Source organism: Streptomyces sp. NPDC007162, from assembly GCF_040634175.1.
Lineage (GTDB): Bacteria > Actinomycetota > Actinomycetes > Streptomycetales > Streptomycetaceae > Streptomyces.
The window spans coordinates 1-14,977 of sequence record NZ_JBEYFC010000196.1 but is presented as its reverse complement, the minus strand read 5'-3'; the positions used below and the strand labels follow the sequence as shown (position 1 = coordinate 14,977).

General features: G+C 73.9%; 15 protein-coding genes and 2 pseudogenes. 8 read left to right on the top strand and 9 right to left on the bottom strand.

What is annotated here, in order from left to right:
• Positions 1 to 91: 91 nt before the first annotated feature.
• Positions 92 to 871, bottom strand: coding sequence for a putative protein N(5)-glutamine methyltransferase (locus ABZ646_RS23075; protein WP_360521915.1), 780 nt, complete (start codon positions 869 to 871; stop codon positions 92 to 94).
• A 155-nt stretch (positions 872 to 1,026) separates the two neighbouring features.
• On the opposite strand from ABZ646_RS23075, the gene ABZ646_RS23070 reads away from it, so the two are divergent.
• On the top strand, positions 1,027 to 1,470 hold the full coding sequence (locus ABZ646_RS23070; protein ID WP_360521912.1) for a MarR family winged helix-turn-helix transcriptional regulator: 444 nt from the start codon (positions 1,027 to 1,029) through the stop codon (positions 1,468 to 1,470).
• Here the strand turns inward: ABZ646_RS23070 and ABZ646_RS23065 are convergent.
• Together ABZ646_RS23065 and ABZ646_RS23060 are read right to left on the bottom strand one after the other, a co-directional pair.
• Complete coding sequence (locus tag ABZ646_RS23065) at positions 1,431 to 2,180, bottom strand: GNAT family N-acetyltransferase (protein WP_360521909.1); 750 nt, start codon at positions 2,178 to 2,180, stop codon at positions 1,431 to 1,433. The genes ABZ646_RS23070 and ABZ646_RS23065 overlap by 40 nt on opposite strands.
• Positions 2,177 to 3,100: an NADP-dependent oxidoreductase gene (locus ABZ646_RS23060; protein WP_360521906.1), complete on the bottom strand. Its 924-nt coding sequence runs from the start codon at positions 3,098 to 3,100 to the stop codon at positions 2,177 to 2,179. Before ABZ646_RS23060 ends, ABZ646_RS23065 begins: the two co-directional genes overlap by 4 nt.
• 632 nt (positions 3,101 to 3,732) lie before the next feature.
• On the opposite strand from ABZ646_RS23060, the gene ABZ646_RS23055 reads away from it, so the two are divergent.
• The 4 genes from ABZ646_RS23055 (at position 3,733) to ABZ646_RS23040 (ending at position 7,672) form a co-directional block, all read left to right on the top strand.
• Positions 3,733 to 4,320, top strand: coding sequence for a hypothetical protein (locus tag ABZ646_RS23055; RefSeq protein WP_360521903.1), 588 nt, complete (start codon positions 3,733 to 3,735; stop codon positions 4,318 to 4,320).
• A 183-nt stretch (positions 4,321 to 4,503) separates the two neighbouring features.
• Entirely contained in the window at positions 4,504 to 5,472 is a 969-nt protein-coding gene (locus ABZ646_RS23050; RefSeq protein WP_360521900.1) for an acetylxylan esterase, read from the top strand.
• A 131-nt stretch (positions 5,473 to 5,603) separates the two neighbouring features.
• Entirely contained in the window at positions 5,604 to 6,770 is a 1,167-nt protein-coding gene (locus tag ABZ646_RS23045) for a serine hydrolase domain-containing protein (RefSeq protein ID WP_360521897.1), read from the top strand.
• Between the two features lie 137 nt (positions 6,771 to 6,907).
• Positions 6,908 to 7,672, top strand: coding sequence for a GntR family transcriptional regulator (locus tag ABZ646_RS23040; protein ID WP_360521918.1), 765 nt, complete (start codon positions 6,908 to 6,910; stop codon positions 7,670 to 7,672).
• Here ABZ646_RS23040 and ABZ646_RS23035 read toward each other — a convergent pair.
• Together ABZ646_RS23035 and ABZ646_RS23030 are read right to left on the bottom strand one after the other, a co-directional pair.
• On the bottom strand, positions 7,642 to 8,391 hold the full coding sequence (locus ABZ646_RS23035; RefSeq protein WP_360521894.1) for a class I SAM-dependent methyltransferase: 750 nt from the start codon (positions 8,389 to 8,391) through the stop codon (positions 7,642 to 7,644). The two genes, ABZ646_RS23040 and ABZ646_RS23035, sit on opposite strands and share 31 nt — an antisense overlap.
• A 9-nt stretch (positions 8,392 to 8,400) precedes the next feature.
• The gene (locus ABZ646_RS23030) at positions 8,401 to 8,577 is read right to left on the bottom strand and encodes a hypothetical protein (protein WP_360521891.1); all 177 of its coding nucleotides are present in this window, start codon (positions 8,575 to 8,577) and stop codon (positions 8,401 to 8,403) included.
• Between ABZ646_RS23030 and ABZ646_RS23025 the strand changes: the two genes are divergently transcribed.
• Positions 8,576 to 8,713: a hypothetical protein gene (locus tag ABZ646_RS23025; RefSeq protein WP_360521888.1), complete on the top strand. Its 138-nt coding sequence runs from the start codon at positions 8,576 to 8,578 to the stop codon at positions 8,711 to 8,713. The two genes, ABZ646_RS23030 and ABZ646_RS23025, sit on opposite strands and share 2 nt — an antisense overlap.
• A gap of 3 nt (positions 8,714 to 8,716) precedes the next feature.
• On the opposite strand, the gene ABZ646_RS23020 is transcribed toward ABZ646_RS23025, so the two are convergent.
• Together ABZ646_RS23020 and ABZ646_RS23015 are read right to left on the bottom strand one after the other, a co-directional pair.
• Positions 8,717 to 9,619, bottom strand: coding sequence for a hypothetical protein (locus ABZ646_RS23020; RefSeq protein ID WP_360521885.1), 903 nt, complete (start codon positions 9,617 to 9,619; stop codon positions 8,717 to 8,719).
• Between the two features lie 27 nt (positions 9,620 to 9,646).
• Positions 9,647 to 9,796 (bottom strand): hypothetical protein, encoded by a 150-nt coding sequence (locus tag ABZ646_RS23015; protein ID WP_360521882.1) that lies wholly within the window; start codon positions 9,794 to 9,796, stop codon positions 9,647 to 9,649.
• Between the two features lie 448 nt (positions 9,797 to 10,244).
• Here ABZ646_RS23015 and rho point away from each other — a divergent pair, with 448 nt between their 5' ends.
• On the top strand, positions 10,245 to 11,393 hold the full coding sequence (gene rho, locus ABZ646_RS23010) for a transcription termination factor Rho (protein ID WP_360521879.1): 1,149 nt from the start codon (positions 10,245 to 10,247) through the stop codon (positions 11,391 to 11,393).
• Positions 11,394 to 11,516: 123 nt separating this feature from the next.
• A pseudogene (locus tag ABZ646_RS23005) lies at positions 11,517 to 12,509 on the top strand (serine hydrolase); the annotation flags it as partial.
• On the opposite strand, the gene ABZ646_RS23000 reads toward ABZ646_RS23005, so the two are convergent.
• Together ABZ646_RS23000 and mptB are read right to left on the bottom strand one after the other, a co-directional pair.
• On the bottom strand, positions 12,440 to 13,822 hold the full coding sequence (locus ABZ646_RS23000; RefSeq protein WP_360521876.1) for a glycosyltransferase 87 family protein: 1,383 nt from the start codon (positions 13,820 to 13,822) through the stop codon (positions 12,440 to 12,442). The pseudogene ABZ646_RS23005 and the gene ABZ646_RS23000 overlap by 70 nt on opposite strands.
• Positions 13,819 to 14,892 (bottom strand): annotated as a pseudogene (gene mptB / locus ABZ646_RS22995) (polyprenol phosphomannose-dependent alpha 1,6 mannosyltransferase MptB); the annotation flags it as partial. The pseudogene mptB and the gene ABZ646_RS23000, both read right to left, overlap by 4 nt.
• Positions 14,893 to 14,977: the final 85 nt, after the last annotated feature.

Here is a 14,977-nt window from a genome sequence, read left to right as displayed (position 1 = left end):
ACGTGCACACAGTCCGCAAACCAGACACCGGGAAACAGCGAACGAAGAAGTCAACAACCCCACGACCCCGCCGCGCAGGTTAAAGATCAAGCTAGTCGCGGACGCCGACCACCACGTTGGCGTACAGCTCCTCCGACACCGCGAGGCGGGTGGTCAGTCCGGCGCGGGTGAAGGTGTCGACGGCGGTGTCGGCCTGGCGTTCGCTCGTCTCGACGAGGACGCAGCCGCCCGGCGCCAGCCACTCCGGGGCCGCTGCGACGACCCTGCGCAGCACGTCGAGGCCGTCGCCGCCGCCATCGAGGGCGACCAGCGGCTCGTGGTCGCGGGCCTCGGCGGGCAGCAGTCCGACCTCCGCGCTGGGGACGTAGGGCACGTTGGCCGCGAGGATGCCGACCCGGCCGCGCAGGCCGGTGGGCAGGGCGTCGTACAGGTCGCCGGGGTGGGCGTGGCCGCCGTAGGGGGCGATGTTGCGGCGGGCGCAGCGGACCGCGACCGGGTCGATGTCAGCGGCGTGCAGTTCGACGTCGCCGAGGGCGGCGGCGAGGGCCGCGCCGACGGCGCCCGAGCCACAGCACAGGTCCACCACGACGGATGCGCCGGGGGCCTGCGCCAGGGCCTGGTCGACCAGGAACTCGGTACGGCGGCGGGGCACGAACACGCCCGGCTCCACCTGTACGCGCAGTCCGTGGAACCCGGCCCAGCCGAGGACGTGCTCGAGTGGCTCTCCGGCGGCCCGCCTGGCCACCATCGCGGCCAGCTCCTGGGGGGTGCCGGCGGTGGCGAGGATGAGGTCCGCCTCGTCCTCGGCGAAGACACAGCCGGCGGCGCGCAGCGCGGCGGCCACAGTGGTCGGGTCGGTGAGTGAAGTCATCGCCGAGAGCCTATCCGGAGGCCGGCCCGTCCGTCGGACACTCGGACGGTCGGACGCCGACCGTCTCCCCGGCCCGCCCGGTCCGCCGCAAGTCGCCTTATACAACCCCCGCTCAAGTTGTACTATGCAACTAGATCCGTGGAGGAGGTACTCCCATGACAGCGGCGGAGACGGCCGTCGAGACCATCCAGCGCGAGATGACCGCCTTCGCGCGCCGGGCCCGGGCCTCGGCCGGGCGTATGCACCCCGAGCTGTCGCTGGTGTCGTACACCCTCCTCGGGCACCTGGAGGAGAGCGGCGGCTGCCGGGCGACCGACCTGGCCGCGCACTACGCGCTGGACAAGTCGACCGTCAGCCGGCAGGTGGCGGCGCTGGAACGGACCGGGCTGATCGAGCGCCGCCTGGACCCGGAGGACCACCGGGTCCAGGTACTGCATCTCACGACGGCCGGGCAGGACATCCTCGCCCAGGTCACGCAGAGCCGCCGGACCGCGTTCCGGGAGCGGCTGGCGGACTGGCCGGAGGAGGACCTGGTCAGGTTCGCCGGATACCTGGAGCGCTACAACACGGTCGCGTCGGCGGGCACCGGCGCCGGCTGACCGAGCGTCGTGGGCACCCGGGCGGCGATGAAGGCGGTACGGCGGCGCAGGCGGAAGCCCAGCGACTCGTACAGCCGGACGGCCGTGGTGTTGTCGGCACCGGTGTGCAGGAACGGGGTCTCACCGCGCTCCCTGATGCCGTGCGCGACGGCACGGATCAGCCGGGTCGCGAGACCCTCGCCGCGGTGGGCGGGGTCGGTGCAGACCGCGCTGATCTCCGTCCAGCCCGGCGGGTGCAGCCGCTCCCCCGCCATGGCTATCAGCCGGCCCTCGCGGCGGATGCCCAGGTAGGTGCCCATCTCGATGGTGCGGGGCAGGAACGGACCGGGCCGGGTGCGGGCGATCAGGTCGAGCATCTCCGGTACGTCGGCGGGGCCGAGGCGGACGGCCGCCGGCTCCGGGGCGGTCTCCATCCCCTCGTCCACCAGCTGCACTCCGGCGATGTTCATGGTGAGCTCCCAGCCGGCCGGCAGTTCGCCGCGGTAGCCGGGCACTCCGACCTCCGCACCGGGACCGGCGAGGGCGGCGAGATCCGCCCAGTCGGCGGCCTCGGGCCGGTCGGGCAGCGCCAGCCACGGGGAGACGTCGACCGGGTAGCGCAGGACGCGGCCGCGCCGTTCGGCGAAGTGCGCGTGCGGGCCGGTGAGCGAGGCGAGGGCGGGGTTGTCGAGGACGTGCGGGGCGTTGTCGCGGGGGCCGGAAACGCTCATCCGGCGACCTCGATCACGATCTTGCCCCGGGTGTGCCCGTCCTCGACGGCGCGCAGTGCCCGGTCGGCCTGGTCCAGCGGGAAGGTCCCCGACACGTGCGGGTCGAGTTCACCGCCCACGACGAGTTCGGCCACCTCGTCCAGGACAGCGGCGGTACGGGCGCGTTCGACCCGGGCGCCGCCCAGGGCGGCGACGGTCTCCGGCGCGGCTCCGGCGGTGATCAGCTTGGTGCGGTCGGCGAGCAGGCCGGCCGCCTCGGCGAGCACCTCGCCGCCGACCAGGTCGTAGACGCCGTCCACACCCTCGGGCGCGGCGACCCGCACCCGCTCGGCCAGGCCGGGCCCCGAGGGCACGTGCACGGCGCCCAGCGACTCGACGAACTCCTTCTTCGCCTCGCTCGCCAGACCCACGACCCGCAGGCCCCAGGCACGGGCGATCTGTACGGCCGCCGCGCCGACCCCGCCGCCCGCCCCCGTGACCAGCAGGGTGCCGCCCTCGGGCAGGTCGAGCTGGCGCACCCCGTCGTAGGCGGTGGCCGCGGCGACCGGCAGGGTGGCGGCGTCGGTGAACGACAGGGCGGCGGGCTTGCGGGCGGTCACCGCCACCGGCAGCAGGGCGTACTCGGCGAACGCGCCGCCGGCCGTGTTGCCGAAGACCTCGTCGCCGACGGCGAACCCGGTCACGCCCTCGCCCAGTTCCTCGACGACACCGGCGGCCTCGCTCCCGAAGACGACCGGGAACACGGGCTCCGCGGCGCCGGGCCGTCGCAGACCTCCGCGCAGTTTCCAGTCGACGGGGTTCACCCCCGCCGCGCGCACCGCGATCAGCAGTTCGCCGGGGCCTGGACTGGGCCGGTCCACGTCGGCGAAGGCCTCGGCCTCGGGACCGCCGTGCCTGGTGTAGACGTACGCCTGGGGCATCGTGTTTCCTCGCTCTCTGGTGCAGTCACCGGTGTCCCGGTAGCGGCACTCAGCGGCAAGGATGTGCGCGGGACGGCTATTCCCGCACCCGGGGATCGTTCATACGGCCGCAATGATCGGCGGGCTGACCTGGGCCGGAGCGGTTCCGGCGGACGAAGGGGCGGGCGGCGGCCGTCGGGTTCCGGGCGTGGTGCTCCGACGGGCCCGCGGCGTCCCGCATCCACAGGGGAGAAGCTGGACTGCCAGAACGGCACCGACGCGGCGACGCCGCCGACCCGGGCGACGAACCCCCGGTCCGGCACCCGCCGCCGGTCGTAGAGTCCGGCGGTCCGGGACGGGTCGGAACGGCCGCCGAGGTGGAAGTCGAACAGCAGCACGGCGGCGAAGGGGGCGATGAAGTACGCGATCCGTCGACATCGTTTCCGGGACCCACCGGGGGCTCCGGTACCCGCGGGCGGCGCGTGCCCTCGGGCGCGCTTCGGCCGGTTCCGCTCCCGTGGCTTCGCAGGGTGCGCTCGGTGTGCCGTACGGGGTACCAGACCCCTGTGGACGCTCGCGCGCGGGCGGGGCAGGCTGGGAGCTGCGGACCGGCGGTCCGGCCCTTCGGCTCCTGTGGCGGCGAGGAGGTCGACATGCGTACCCGGGTGCACGGCTGGCGTTGGCGGCAGAACCCGCTGCGGCGCAGGTCGGACATGGTGGAGGCGTGGATCGCGCTGGTTGTCGCCGTCCTGCTGTGCGCAGGTGCGCCGCTCGCCGGGGCGGTGGCGGGACTGTGGGCGCACGGCCAGGCGCGAGCCGTGGCCGTGGCGGAGCGCGCCGAGCGGCACCGGGTGCGCGCGGTGGTCGTCGGCAACGCCCCGGAGCAGCTGCCGTCGGTGCAGGGCGGCGACGCGGAGCACGCCTACCAGGCGGACGTCCGCTGGGCCGTGCCCGGCAAGGGCACCCGCACCGCCCTCGCCCGGGTGCCCGCCGGGACCAGGGGCGGCGACGAGGTGGACGTCTGGTTCGACCGGCAGGGGCACGGGGTCGCCCCGCCGCCGAACGAGGTCGCCGTCTGGCAGCACACGGTCACGGTGGGCCTGTGCGGGGCCGGCGGCGCGGCGGCCGTGGTGCTGCTCGGCCACGGCATCGTCCGCCGGGTGGCGCTGCGACACCGGCTCGCCGAGTGGGAGCAGGAGTGGGCACGCACCGGCCCGGACTGGACCCGTGGGCGTGCCTGACCTACGCGCCTGACCTGCACGCGCCCCCGCCTGGGTCTCCTCGGCGCCGTTCGCGACGCCCGCCGCGGGCCCTTGACCAGTGGGTCGGCCGCGGCCGGCGCCGTCGCCGCGCTCTGGCGAGCCGCCGAACCACCCACGTACGGTGTGATCATCCGCGTCTTCCCTTCACCAAGGCGGTTGTTGATGGCCCTGTTCGACCTTCCTCTCGACGAGTTGCGCGACCACCGCAGTGCGTCGGTGGCGCCCGACGACTTCGACGCCTTCTGGTCCAAGACGCTCCAGGAGGCCCGTGAGCACGCTCTCGACGCCCGCTTCGAGCCGGTCGACACCGGGCTGTCCACGGTCGACGTCTACGACGTGACGTTCGCCGGGTTCGGCGGTCACCCGGTCAAGGGCTGGCTCCGGCTGCCGGCCGGCGCCGCCGAACCGCTGCCGCTGATCGTGGAGTTCATCGGCTACGGCGGCGGACGCGGACTGCCGCACGAGAACCTGCTGTGGGCCTCGACCGGCCGGGCGCACTTCGTGATGGACACCCGGGGCCAGGGCAGCGCATGGGGCGGCGGGGGCGGCACCGCCGACCCGGTGGGCGGCGCGCCGGCATACCCCGGGTTCATGACCCGCGGCCTCGACGCGCCCGAGAACTACTACTACCGGCGGGTGTACACGGACGCCGTCCGCGCGGTCGAGGCGGCGCGCTCGCACCCGCTGACCGACGCGGCGCGGACCGTGGCACTCGGCGCGAGCCAGGGCGGCGGGATCACCATCGCGGTCGGCGGTCTGGTCGCGGACCTGGCCGCCGTCGCACCGGACGTGCCGTTCCTGTGCGACTTCCCACGGGCCACCACTCTGACGGATCGTCACCCGTACCGGGAGATCGGTCTGTTCCTGAAGACCCACCGCGGCCGCTCGGCGGACGTCCAGCGCACCCTCTCCTACTTCGACGGTGTGCACTTCGCGGCACGCGGCCGGGCCCCGGCGCTGTTCTCGGCGGCCCTGGAAGACCAGACCTGCCCGCCCTCCACCGTCTTCGCGGCGTTCAACGCCTGGGCGCACGAGGACAAGGCCATCGAGGTGTACGACTTCAACGACCACGAGGGCGGCGGCCCGTACCACGAGGCGGCCAAGGTGCGCTGGCTGCGTTCGTACGCCTGAGCAGGGCGGCCCGTGAAGAGCCGCGAGGCCGGGCCGTCCCCGATCTTCCCTCCGGTCCGACCAGTCGGTACGTTCTGGTCGCACGGGCCGCAGCGTCGCGGCCCGGCGTTCCGGCGTACGACGGAGGACGCATGTCCGAGCACGAGGCACAGGTCCAGGGTCACTGCGCACCGCGTTTCACGGCGGTGCGCAAGGCGTTCGAGGAGAACTTCCGGGACCGGGACGAGCTGGGCGCCGCCGTCGCGGTGACGGTCGGCGGCGAGACGGTGGTGGATCTGTGGGGCGGCTGGGCCGATCCGGCGCGGACCCGGCCGTGGGAGCGGGACACCCTGGTCAACGTCTGGTCCACGACCAAGGGGCCGGTGGCCTTGTGCGCGCACATCCTCGCCGACCGGGGGCTGCTGGACCTCGACGCACCGGTGGCGGAGTACTGGCCCGAGTTCGCGGCGGCGGGCAAGGAGCGGGTCCTGGTCCGCCATCTGCTGTCGCACCGCGCCGGCCTGTCCGGTCTGCGCGAGCCGCACTCTCTCCAGCAGTTGTACGACTGGGAGTTGACGACCGCGCGGCTGGCGGCGACGGAGCCCTGGTGGGAGCCGGGGACCAGGTCCGGGTATCACGCGCTGACCTACGGCTTCCTGGTCGGCGAAGTGGTGCGGCGGGTGTCGGGGCTGTTGCCGGGGGCGTTCCTGGAGCGGGAGGTGACCGGGCCGCTGGGGATCGACTTCACCGTCGGGCTGCCGGCGGCGAAGTCAGGTCGGGCGGCCGAGCTGTCCCACCCGCGGGTCCTGTCGGACAGCGAACAGGCCGCGGTCTTCAGCCAGTTGGCGCCCGCCGCGGTGGCGGCCCTCGCCAACCCGGGGGTGGGTGCGTCGGCGGCGAACACCCCCGAGTGGCGGGCGGCCGAGATCCCGGCGGCCAACGGGCACGGCACCGCCCGGGCGGTCGCCGCGCTGTACGGCGTGTTCGCGGGCCGGGGCGAGTACGCCGGACTGCGCCTGCTGTCGCCCGAGGCCGCCGAACGGGCGCGTGACGGCCAGGGCAGCTGCCGCGACCTGGTGCTCGGGGCCGGTTTCGAGCACGAGACCGAGGTCGCGCTCGGGCTGTGGCTGAGCGGCGCGAACGGCTCGTACGGGCCGAACCCGCGGGCCGTCGGACACGACGGGTTCGGCGGTTCCTGCGGGCTGGCCGACCCGGAGGCGGGTGTCTCGCTCGGATACGTCATGAACCGCATGGGACCGCGGATCGCGGACGACCCGCGCAAGACGGCCCTGGTGGCCGCCGTGTACGCGAGCCTGTGAGGCCGGTGCGGATTCGGCCGAATCCCGTGGGCCACCCTTCCCTGATGGTTTAGACCAATGCTAGATGTGGTCGCGCACCGAACCCGCACGGCTACGTCTTGTCATCCACAGGAGGCCGCGGCATGGCCCGCACCGGCATGACCCGCACCATCCCGCACGTCCGTCCCGAGATCGAACCCGCGGGCGGATCCGAGAGCGAAGGACAGCCTCTTTACTGGCGGATCGCTACACGGCTCCTCGGCGAACTGCACGACGGCACCGTCCCACCAGGTGAACGACTGCCGTCGGAGCGGGAGTTGGCCCGGCACTTCGAAGTGAGCCGGGAGACCGTCCGGCAGGCGCTGGAGGTACTGCGGCGCAGCGGACTGGTCAGCACCGACCGGCGGGGCAGTCACGCCACGCTGCCCGGCCGGCCGGTGGAGACGCCCGTCTGCCTGGCCTTCCCGGTCGGCGCCGGGACCGCGGACCACGGCGCGGTCGACCGGACCACGGTGGCCTGGGAGGAGCCGCCGCCCGAGCACGCGGTGGCACTCGGGCTGGCCCCGCACCGGCCGACCCTGGTGCACCGCTACGAGTCCGCGGCACCCGACGGCCGGGCCCTGCGCACCGCCGTGACCTCCTTCTCGGCGGTGGCCCTGACCGAGGTCGAGGAGCTGGGCCGGTACCGGGACCGGGCCGACGGCACCACCGCGCAGCTGCGCCGCGCCTACGACTGGATGCGCAAGGCGGGCCTGGCCCTGCACCACCGGGACTCGATCACCCAGGTCGCCGACGCGGCCACGGTCCGGGTGACCCGCCGGGTGCACGACCAGTACGCCCGCCCGCTGGAGATCACCGACCTGGTGGTGGACGCCCAGCAGGACACGCTGGTCTACGAGTTCACGGTGCCCGCCGTGGGCTGAGCCCGGCGGGCCACGACCAGCCGGGCGCGCGGGCCGCCGTCGTCGCGGCGGCCGAACCCGGGCAGTGCGTACAGGTCGGTCGCGAACCCCGCCCGCGCCAGCCCGCCCAGCACGTCGCCGAGCCGGACGGCCCGGTAGTACATGACGAACGGCGGTCGCCACAGGGCGTTGCGCACCCGCATCACGGCGTCGAAACCGAGCAGCGTCCAGAACACGGGGCTGCCGGGGCGGGGCGGCGCCACCACCGGGAAGGCGAAGGTGCCGCCCGGTCGCAGCACCGAGTGGACCTGGCCGAAGAGACCGGGCAGCTCCCGGGGCAGGAAGTGCCCGAACGCCCCGAAGCTGACGACCAGGTCGAAGGCCGGCCCGAACGGCAGGGCCCGGGCGTCGGCCTGCACCCAGGTGACGTCGGGACCGTCGGGCGGGGGCAGCCGCCGGGCGACGTCGAGCATGCCGGCGCTGAAGTCGACGCCGGTGACACTTCTCCGGCACACCTGGGCCAGCACGTCCAGACCGGCGCCGGTGCCGCAGCACAGGTCGAGGCCGTCCGCGTACGGGCCGAGCGGGGTGAGCACCTTCGCGACCGACTCCAGGACCGTGTCCGGCGTCCGGAAGGGGGTGTGGTCGAACTTCGGGGCCAGCAGGTCGTAGCCGCGCTCGACCGAGGACAGCGCCTGCACGGCGAGTTCTCGGAGACTCGGTCCTTCGGGGCTGAACATCCGGTCAGCTTACGGGAGCACCCGGCGCCGGAACGGCGCGGTGAGCGTGAAGGCACCCGCGTACGTGGAGCCGGCGGCGAGGGTGAGTGCATAGAAGGTGGACGCGTCGGTCGAGGACACCCGGTGCCTGGCCCTGGTCGTCGAGATGACGCCCTCGCCACGGGAGTCCTCCAACGTCAGGACCATGTCGGCGACTGCCGACCCGGTGTTCGTCGCCGCCCACCTCGCCATGACGCCCCAGGGCCGCCCGGGCACCGTCGACGGCGGCTATGCCGCGCACGGCCCGGTGAAGGCGGTCACCGACGCCCTCGACCGGGTCTGAGCGTCAGCCCTTGAGCTGCTCCAGCGTGGACTTGGTGTCGGTCTTCAGCCAGCCCGTCACGTCACCCAGCGCCGGCGGGTTCGTGTCGCTCTCGTACGACGACAGGTACGCGCTGTAGCTCATCGTGTACGTCGTCCAGCCGTCCCGCACCGCGAGCGTCGCGTACCGCGAGCCGCTGGTGGTGGAGCCGTTGCTGGTGTCCTCGGTGACCAGGTAGGCCTCGTCGCCTATGCCCCGCACCGGCGTCACGTCGTAATCGGTGTGGCTGTCGCCGTAGTTCTTCCAGGTGGCCGTGAACTCCGGTCCCGGGTCGGTCTTCTTGTGCAGATCGACCTGCATGGACAGATAGGCGTCCGCGTACGTGGACCCGGTCTTCTTGAGGCTGAGACTGCAGGAACTCTCGTCCAGCGCAGGGTCTCTCAGCGTGTTCTTGGTCGGGGCGGAGTCGTCCACCGGGTACTCGTCCTTGAACGACGAGTAGTCCGCGCCCGAGCACAGGTTCCCGGGCGCCTGGTAGCCGCGCAGGTCGGCGGCGGTCCCGAAGCCGCCGGTCAGGAAGAGGCCGCCCGCCCAGGCGGCGGAGGCGGCCACCGCGCCGACGACGGCCCACAGCACCGCTCTCCCGGCGGCGCTGCCCCGGCCGGACGGCGGTGCGGCCGGCGGCGGGTAGCCGTAACCGGGCTGTACGGCGTAGGGGTTGGCCGACGTCGGCTGCGCGGGCTGGTTGACGAGGGCCGGCTGGGCGTAGGGGTTCGGCGGGGCCGGCGACTGCGGGTTCGGGTACGGGTAGGCGGTCGGCTGCGGCGGCGCCACGGGCTGCTGCGGGGCAGCCGATGCGGGTTGCTGCGGAGAGGCGGGTTCGGGCTGCTGCGGAGAGGCGGGAGGCTCCTGCGGTGGCGTGGACATGTCGTGAAGATAAGGCATAACCCGACATCAAGTCCCGGTGGCAGCAGGACTGTTATCGACTCCGGACATCCGCGGGGAGCACGCAATCCAGCCGAGCAGCAGCACCGGGCCGATGAGCGCGGCCAGCGAGGTGGTGGTGATCGGCAACGCGGCGATCCAGAACTGTCCCGCGGCCATCGGCAGCAGGCCGCCCGTCAGCGGCCGGCGCGGCTCGAAGACGATCGAATGCGTCGGGGAAGGGCCATCGGGGGTTCGTATGGCTGGTATATGCGCCCCGTGCGCCCGGACGTCCGTGAGAGCGGGGCCGCCGCTGCCGACGAAGCCGGCCGGCCGGGAATATCAGTGCACGGCTCCAGGTTGACGCTGCCGGAACCCCGGGTATAATGCGATCAGCACGTACGGTCGCCCCGACATCGGGCGCCGAGTGCGGTTCCCCTTCCTCCAACCGTGCCGTCCGTCGCTCAGCGACCGGCCGCCGGGTTCTCTGCACCACCTCCTGACCAGGGCTTCCATGCCGGTCCCGAGGTGCCGTTCCCGCCGCACGGAGGCCTGCGCGTACGCCCTCCCGCTCGCGGCCCGCTCCCCCTTCTTCTCATGTCTTCCCGTCCTCGAAAGGACCCCTCTCATGACCACCACACTCGAACCTCCCGTACAGCAGCAGGCGCAGCCCGCCACCCGGCCCGTCACCGGTGTCCTCGACATGGACGCGGCCGGGAAGGGGCAGCTGCGAGCCCCGAGCTGCCTGTCCTCCCCCGGCGACCCACAGGTCTCCCCCGCCCTGATCCGCCGTCACGGCCTGCGCAGGGGCGACCTCGTCGAGGGCGTCCGGGGCGACCGGCGCACGCTGACCGAGATCACGCGCGTCAACGGCCGTACCCCCGAGGAACTGCGCGGCCGGCGGCACTTCCGCGACCTGACCCCGCTGCACCCGAGCGAGCGAATCCGGCTGGAGCATCCGGCGGCCGGGCTCGCCGGACGGGTCGCCGACCTGTTCACGCCCGTCGGCAAGGGGCAGCGCGGACTGATCGTGGCCCCGCCGAAGACCGGCAAGACCGTGCTGCTCCAGCAGTTCGCGGCCGCCGTCGCCGGCAACCACCCCGAGGCCCATCTGATGGTGCTGCTGCTCGACGAGCGCCCCGAGGAAGTCACCGACATGCGGCGCTCGGTGCGCGGCGAGGTGTACGCGTCCACCTTCGACCGGCCCGCCAGGGAGCACATCGCCCTGGCCGAACTCGTCGTCGAGCGCGCCAAGCGGCTCGTCGAGGACGGCAGGGACGTCGTCATCCTGCTCGACTCGCTGACCCGGCTGTGCCGGGCCCACAACAACGCGGCCGCCGCCACCGGCCGTACGCTCAGCGGCGGTGTCGACGCCGGCGCGCTGCTGGGCCCCAAGCGGTTCTTCGGTGCCGCCCGCAAGGCCGAGGAGGGCGGCTCGCTCACCATCCTCGCCACCGTCCTGGTGGACACCGGTTCCCGGGCCGACGGCTACTTCTTCGAGGAGCTGAAGAGCACCGGCAACATGGAACTGCGCCTGGACCGCGAGCTTGCCTCCCGGCGGGTGTTCCCCGCCCTGGACATCGCCCCCTCCGGCACCCGCCGCGAGGAACTCCTGCTCGCTCCGGCCGAGTTGGCCGTCGTCCACGGACTGCGCCGGGCCCTGCAGGGTCGGGAGGGCGCCCCGGGCGGCCTGGAGACGCTCCTGCAGCGGATGCGGGAGACCCCGGACAACGCCACCTTCCTGCGCCGGGTCCAGCCGACCCTGCCGACGGGCTGACGCCGGACGCCTCGCGCCGGGCCGACGCCGGAGGACGCCCCGCGTGCGTCATCCGGGTTGCTCAGCGCGTCCATCCGGCCCAGGCCACGCGCCGTAGGACGCCACCGTTCCTACGTTGACCGTATGACGATCGGATTGACTGACCGATTCCCGCGCCGGGCGACGGTGTCCACCTGTGCCCTCTGTCTGGCCGGGCTGCTGGCACTCGCGCCCGCCACGGCCGCCGCGGAGGCCACCGCGCCCGCCCCGGGGGCGGCGGTGCCCGGGCCGGCGCTGCTCTACCACTCCGGCGTCCAGGTCCGGCCGCACGCCGGGGCACCCGCGGTCCCGGACGTCTCCGCGCTCTCCTGGCTGGTGGCCGACGCGGACACGGGTCAGGTGCTGGCGGCGCACCAGGCACACCGCAGGCTGCCGCCGGCCAGCACGCTGAAGACCCTGTTCGCGCTCACCGTGCTGCCGGTGCTGCCCGCCGGCCTGGAACACCGGGTGACCTCCGAGGAACTGGCGGACGTCGAGGAGGGCAGCAGCCTGGTCGGCGTCGAGGAGGGGCACACCTACCGGGTGGCGGACCTGTGGCGGGGCGTCTTCCTCAGTTCGGGCAACGACGCCGTGCACGTCCTGGCCGCGCTCGACGGCGGCTGGGAGCGCACCGTCACCCTGATGCAGGGCAAGGCCCGCTCCCTGGGCGCCCTGGACACGCATGTGGAGTCCCCCGACGGCTACGACGCACCGGGCCAGGTCTCCTCGGCCTACGACCTGGCGGTGTTCGGCCGGGCCGGGCTGCGCAATCCCGACTTCGCCCGCTACTGCTCCACCGCCGAGGCCCGCTTCCCGGCCGGCGGCGGCTGGTCCTTCGGCATCGAGAACACCAACCGGCTGCTGACCGGTGAGGACGGCGTCGAGCGCTACCCCGGCATGATCGGGATCAAGAACGGCTACACCAGCAACGCCGGCAACACCCTGGTCGCCGCCGCCCGGCGGGGCGGCCGGACCCTGGTGGTGACGGTGCTGAACCCCCAGGACGGCGGGGTGTACGACGAGGCCCGTCAGCTGCTCGACTGGGGCTTCGGCGCGGCCGGACGGGTCGATCCGGTGGGCTCGCTGGACGCGCTGCGGCCCGCCCCGCGGCCGGGTCCGAGCACCGTGCCGATGGCGGCGGCCACGGCACCGGAGAACGGCTCCGGCTGGCCGGACACGGCCGTCGTCCTGGCGTGCGCGGCGCTCGGCGCGGGGGCGGTGACCCTGGCGATGCGGCTCCGGGGCGACCGCGCCGGCCGGTCCGAGGGCTGCGGCCGGTCCGAGGGCTCCGATCCGACCGGCCGCGGCTGACCCGCGGGCAGGCCGAACAGCAGACCCAGCGTGATCCAGGTGTAGAGGTTGCTGCCGAGGAACCCGTCGATGCCGGACGCGTCGTCGAACCACAGCCACACCACGCTGGTGCACATCACCGCGTACAGGGCGCCCGCGATCCGCGGATGCCCGGCGCGGGCCAGGATCACGAACGACGGCAGCACCCACACCAGGTGGTGCACCCAGGTGATCGGGCTGACCAGGCAGGCGGTGAGACCGGTGAGCGCGAAGGCAGCCGTCCAGTCCCCGGCGGCCACCGCCCGGCGGGTCCGCCACGCCCACACGGCCAGCGTGAGCAGGACGACGACCGCCCACAGCGACTTGTCCGGATGACCGAGCCGGGCCAGCACGCCCTGGAGCGACTGGTTGGACACGTAGTCGAGTCGGCCGACCCGGCTGGTGTCCCAGAGCGCCTGCGTCCAGTAGAAGCGGGACGCCCTCGGGTCGGCCCAGGCGGCGAGCCCGGTCGCGGCGAGCGCCACGGCCGTCGCGACACCGGCGGCCCGCCACTTGCGGCCGATCAGCAACATGAGGAGGAACAGGGCCGGCGTGAGTTTGACGGCGGCGGCGAGACCGATGCCGGCCCCGGCCCAGCGGCCCCGCCCGCTGCGCAGCAGACAGCAGTCCGCGAGCACCAGGGCCAGCAGTATCAGGTTCACCTGGCCGAAGCTGAAGGTGTCCCGCAGCGGCTCGAACAGCGCCAGCGCGCACAGCGCAAGCGCCCAGCGGTACCAGCCCCAGCGACGCCAGCCCGGCCCGGCCAGGATGCGCAGCACGAACGCCAGCGCGGCCAGGTTCAGCAGCAGCGAGGCCGCGATGGCCAGGTCCAGCCCGACCAGCGCCATGGGCAGCATGCCGAGCGCGGCGAACGGCGGATAGGTGAAGCCGTACTCCGTGCCGGGCACCCGGTAGTCGTAGATCCGGCCGCCGTGGTGCACCCAGGTGTGCACGGTGCCGTAGTACACGCGCAGGTCGAACCAGTCGCGCAGCAGCGGCACGGTGGCCGTGAACACGGTCACGGCGGCGGCGAGGACCAGGACGAGGAGCAGTCTGCCCCGATCGGTCCGCGGCCCGCTCATGCCGTACGCCCCAGTGCCGGGGCCTGCGCCGCCTGGCGGGCCTGCCAGAGCACGACCACGCCGAGCATCCCGCCGGAGACGGCGAGGACCAGCTGGCCGATGTCGGCGGGGCCGCCGCTGGGCAGCACGGCGAGGGCGAGCACGCCGGTGACGGCGGCCACCCGGTGCCGTACCGAGGTGCTGGGTGCCGCGGCCGCTATGAGGAAGAGGCCCCAGATGGCGTACCAGGGGCGGATCGCGGGCCCGAAGGCGGCGACCGCGGCGAGGCTCAGGCCGAGGGCGTAGACCGGGCGGGGCCGCAGCCGGACCCAGATCAGCAGCACGGTCACCGCGGTGAGCGCGAGCCCGAGCAGGTGCCAGGCCGGGACGGCGAGCGGCGCCAGATCGCTGCCGAAGTGTGCGAGGACCCGGCCCGTGGCCCGGCCGAGCAGGCTGCTGAGCGCCCAGTTGTGCGGGGAGACCGGCGTGTCGAGCGCTCTTATCCACCCGTACCCGGTCCCGGCGACGGCGGTCGCGACCACCGTCGTCGCCCCGGAGGCGAGCGCCGTCGTCAGGGTGGCCCGCACGGGACTGCGGCCCTTGCGCGCCTGTACGACGATCACCGCGAGCAGCCCCAGCGCGGCGGGCGCCTTGACCAGCGCGGCGAGCGTGACGAGCACCGCGCCGAGGACCGGCCAGCGGCCGAGCGCCGCGACCAGACCGAGGCCGAGCAGACCGAGCATGATCGCGTCGTTGTGGGCGCCGGCGACCAGGTGCAGCAGCACCAGCGGGTTGAGGGCGCCGAGCCAGAGGGCGGCGGCCGGGTCGGCGCCGCTGTGCCGGGCGAGCCGGGGCAGGGCGGCCGCCATCAGGCCGACGCCGAGCAGCGCCACCAGCCGCATCCCGAAGAGACCGGCGGGGAGTTCGCCGCGGGTCAGTCCGGACAGCAGCGAGGCCACGCCCATGAACGCGGGGCCGTACGGGGCGGCGGTGTTCTGCCACACCGGGGCGACCTCGTCGGCGAGCGGGCCGCCGAGCTGCGCGGGGCCCGAGGTGTAGACGTCCATGTGGGCGTCTACCATCGCGCCCTGAGGGTGACGATCGCGGAGCCCTCGGTGTGCATCAGGACGTTGGTGATCAGCTCGTCGGCGATCAGTTCGACATCGTCCGCGCGGT

Excerpts from the sequence above, each read along its gene's own strand:
- ABZ646_RS23055 (WP_360521903.1), top strand. The coding sequence starts at position 3,733 with ATGCGTACCCGGGTGCACGGCTGGCGTTGGCGGCAGAACCCGCTGCGG.
- ABZ646_RS23035 (WP_360521894.1), bottom strand. The coding sequence starts at position 8,391 with ATGTTCAGCCCCGAAGGACCGAGTCTCCGAGAACTCGCCGTGCAGGCG.
- ABZ646_RS23060 (WP_360521906.1), bottom strand. The coding sequence starts at position 3,100 with ATGCCCCAGGCGTACGTCTACACCAGGCACGGCGGTCCCGAGGCCGAG.
- ABZ646_RS23015 (WP_360521882.1), bottom strand. The coding sequence starts at position 9,796 with ATGGCCGCGGGACAGTTCTGGATCGCCGCGTTGCCGATCACCACCACC.
- ABZ646_RS23020 (WP_360521885.1), bottom strand. The coding sequence starts at position 9,619 with ATGTCCACGCCACCGCAGGAGCCTCCCGCCTCTCCGCAGCAGCCCGAA.
- rho (WP_360521879.1), top strand. The coding sequence starts at position 10,245 with ATGACCACCACACTCGAACCTCCCGTACAGCAGCAGGCGCAGCCCGCC.
- ABZ646_RS23040 (WP_360521918.1), top strand. The coding sequence starts at position 6,908 with ATGACCCGCACCATCCCGCACGTCCGTCCCGAGATCGAACCCGCGGGC.
- ABZ646_RS23065 (WP_360521909.1), bottom strand. The coding sequence starts at position 2,180 with ATGAGCGTTTCCGGCCCCCGCGACAACGCCCCGCACGTCCTCGACAAC.
- ABZ646_RS23045 (WP_360521897.1), top strand. The coding sequence starts at position 5,604 with ATGTCCGAGCACGAGGCACAGGTCCAGGGTCACTGCGCACCGCGTTTC.
- ABZ646_RS23075 (WP_360521915.1), bottom strand. The coding sequence starts at position 871 with ATGACTTCACTCACCGACCCGACCACTGTGGCCGCCGCGCTGCGCGCC.
- ABZ646_RS23050 (WP_360521900.1), top strand. The coding sequence starts at position 4,504 with ATGGCCCTGTTCGACCTTCCTCTCGACGAGTTGCGCGACCACCGCAGT.
- ABZ646_RS23025 (WP_360521888.1), top strand. The coding sequence starts at position 8,576 with ATGTCGGCGACTGCCGACCCGGTGTTCGTCGCCGCCCACCTCGCCATG.
- ABZ646_RS23030 (WP_360521891.1), bottom strand. The coding sequence starts at position 8,577 with ATGGTCCTGACGTTGGAGGACTCCCGTGGCGAGGGCGTCATCTCGACG.
- ABZ646_RS23000 (WP_360521876.1), bottom strand. The coding sequence starts at position 13,822 with ATGAGCGGGCCGCGGACCGATCGGGGCAGACTGCTCCTCGTCCTGGTC.
- ABZ646_RS23070 (WP_360521912.1), top strand. The coding sequence starts at position 1,027 with ATGACAGCGGCGGAGACGGCCGTCGAGACCATCCAGCGCGAGATGACC.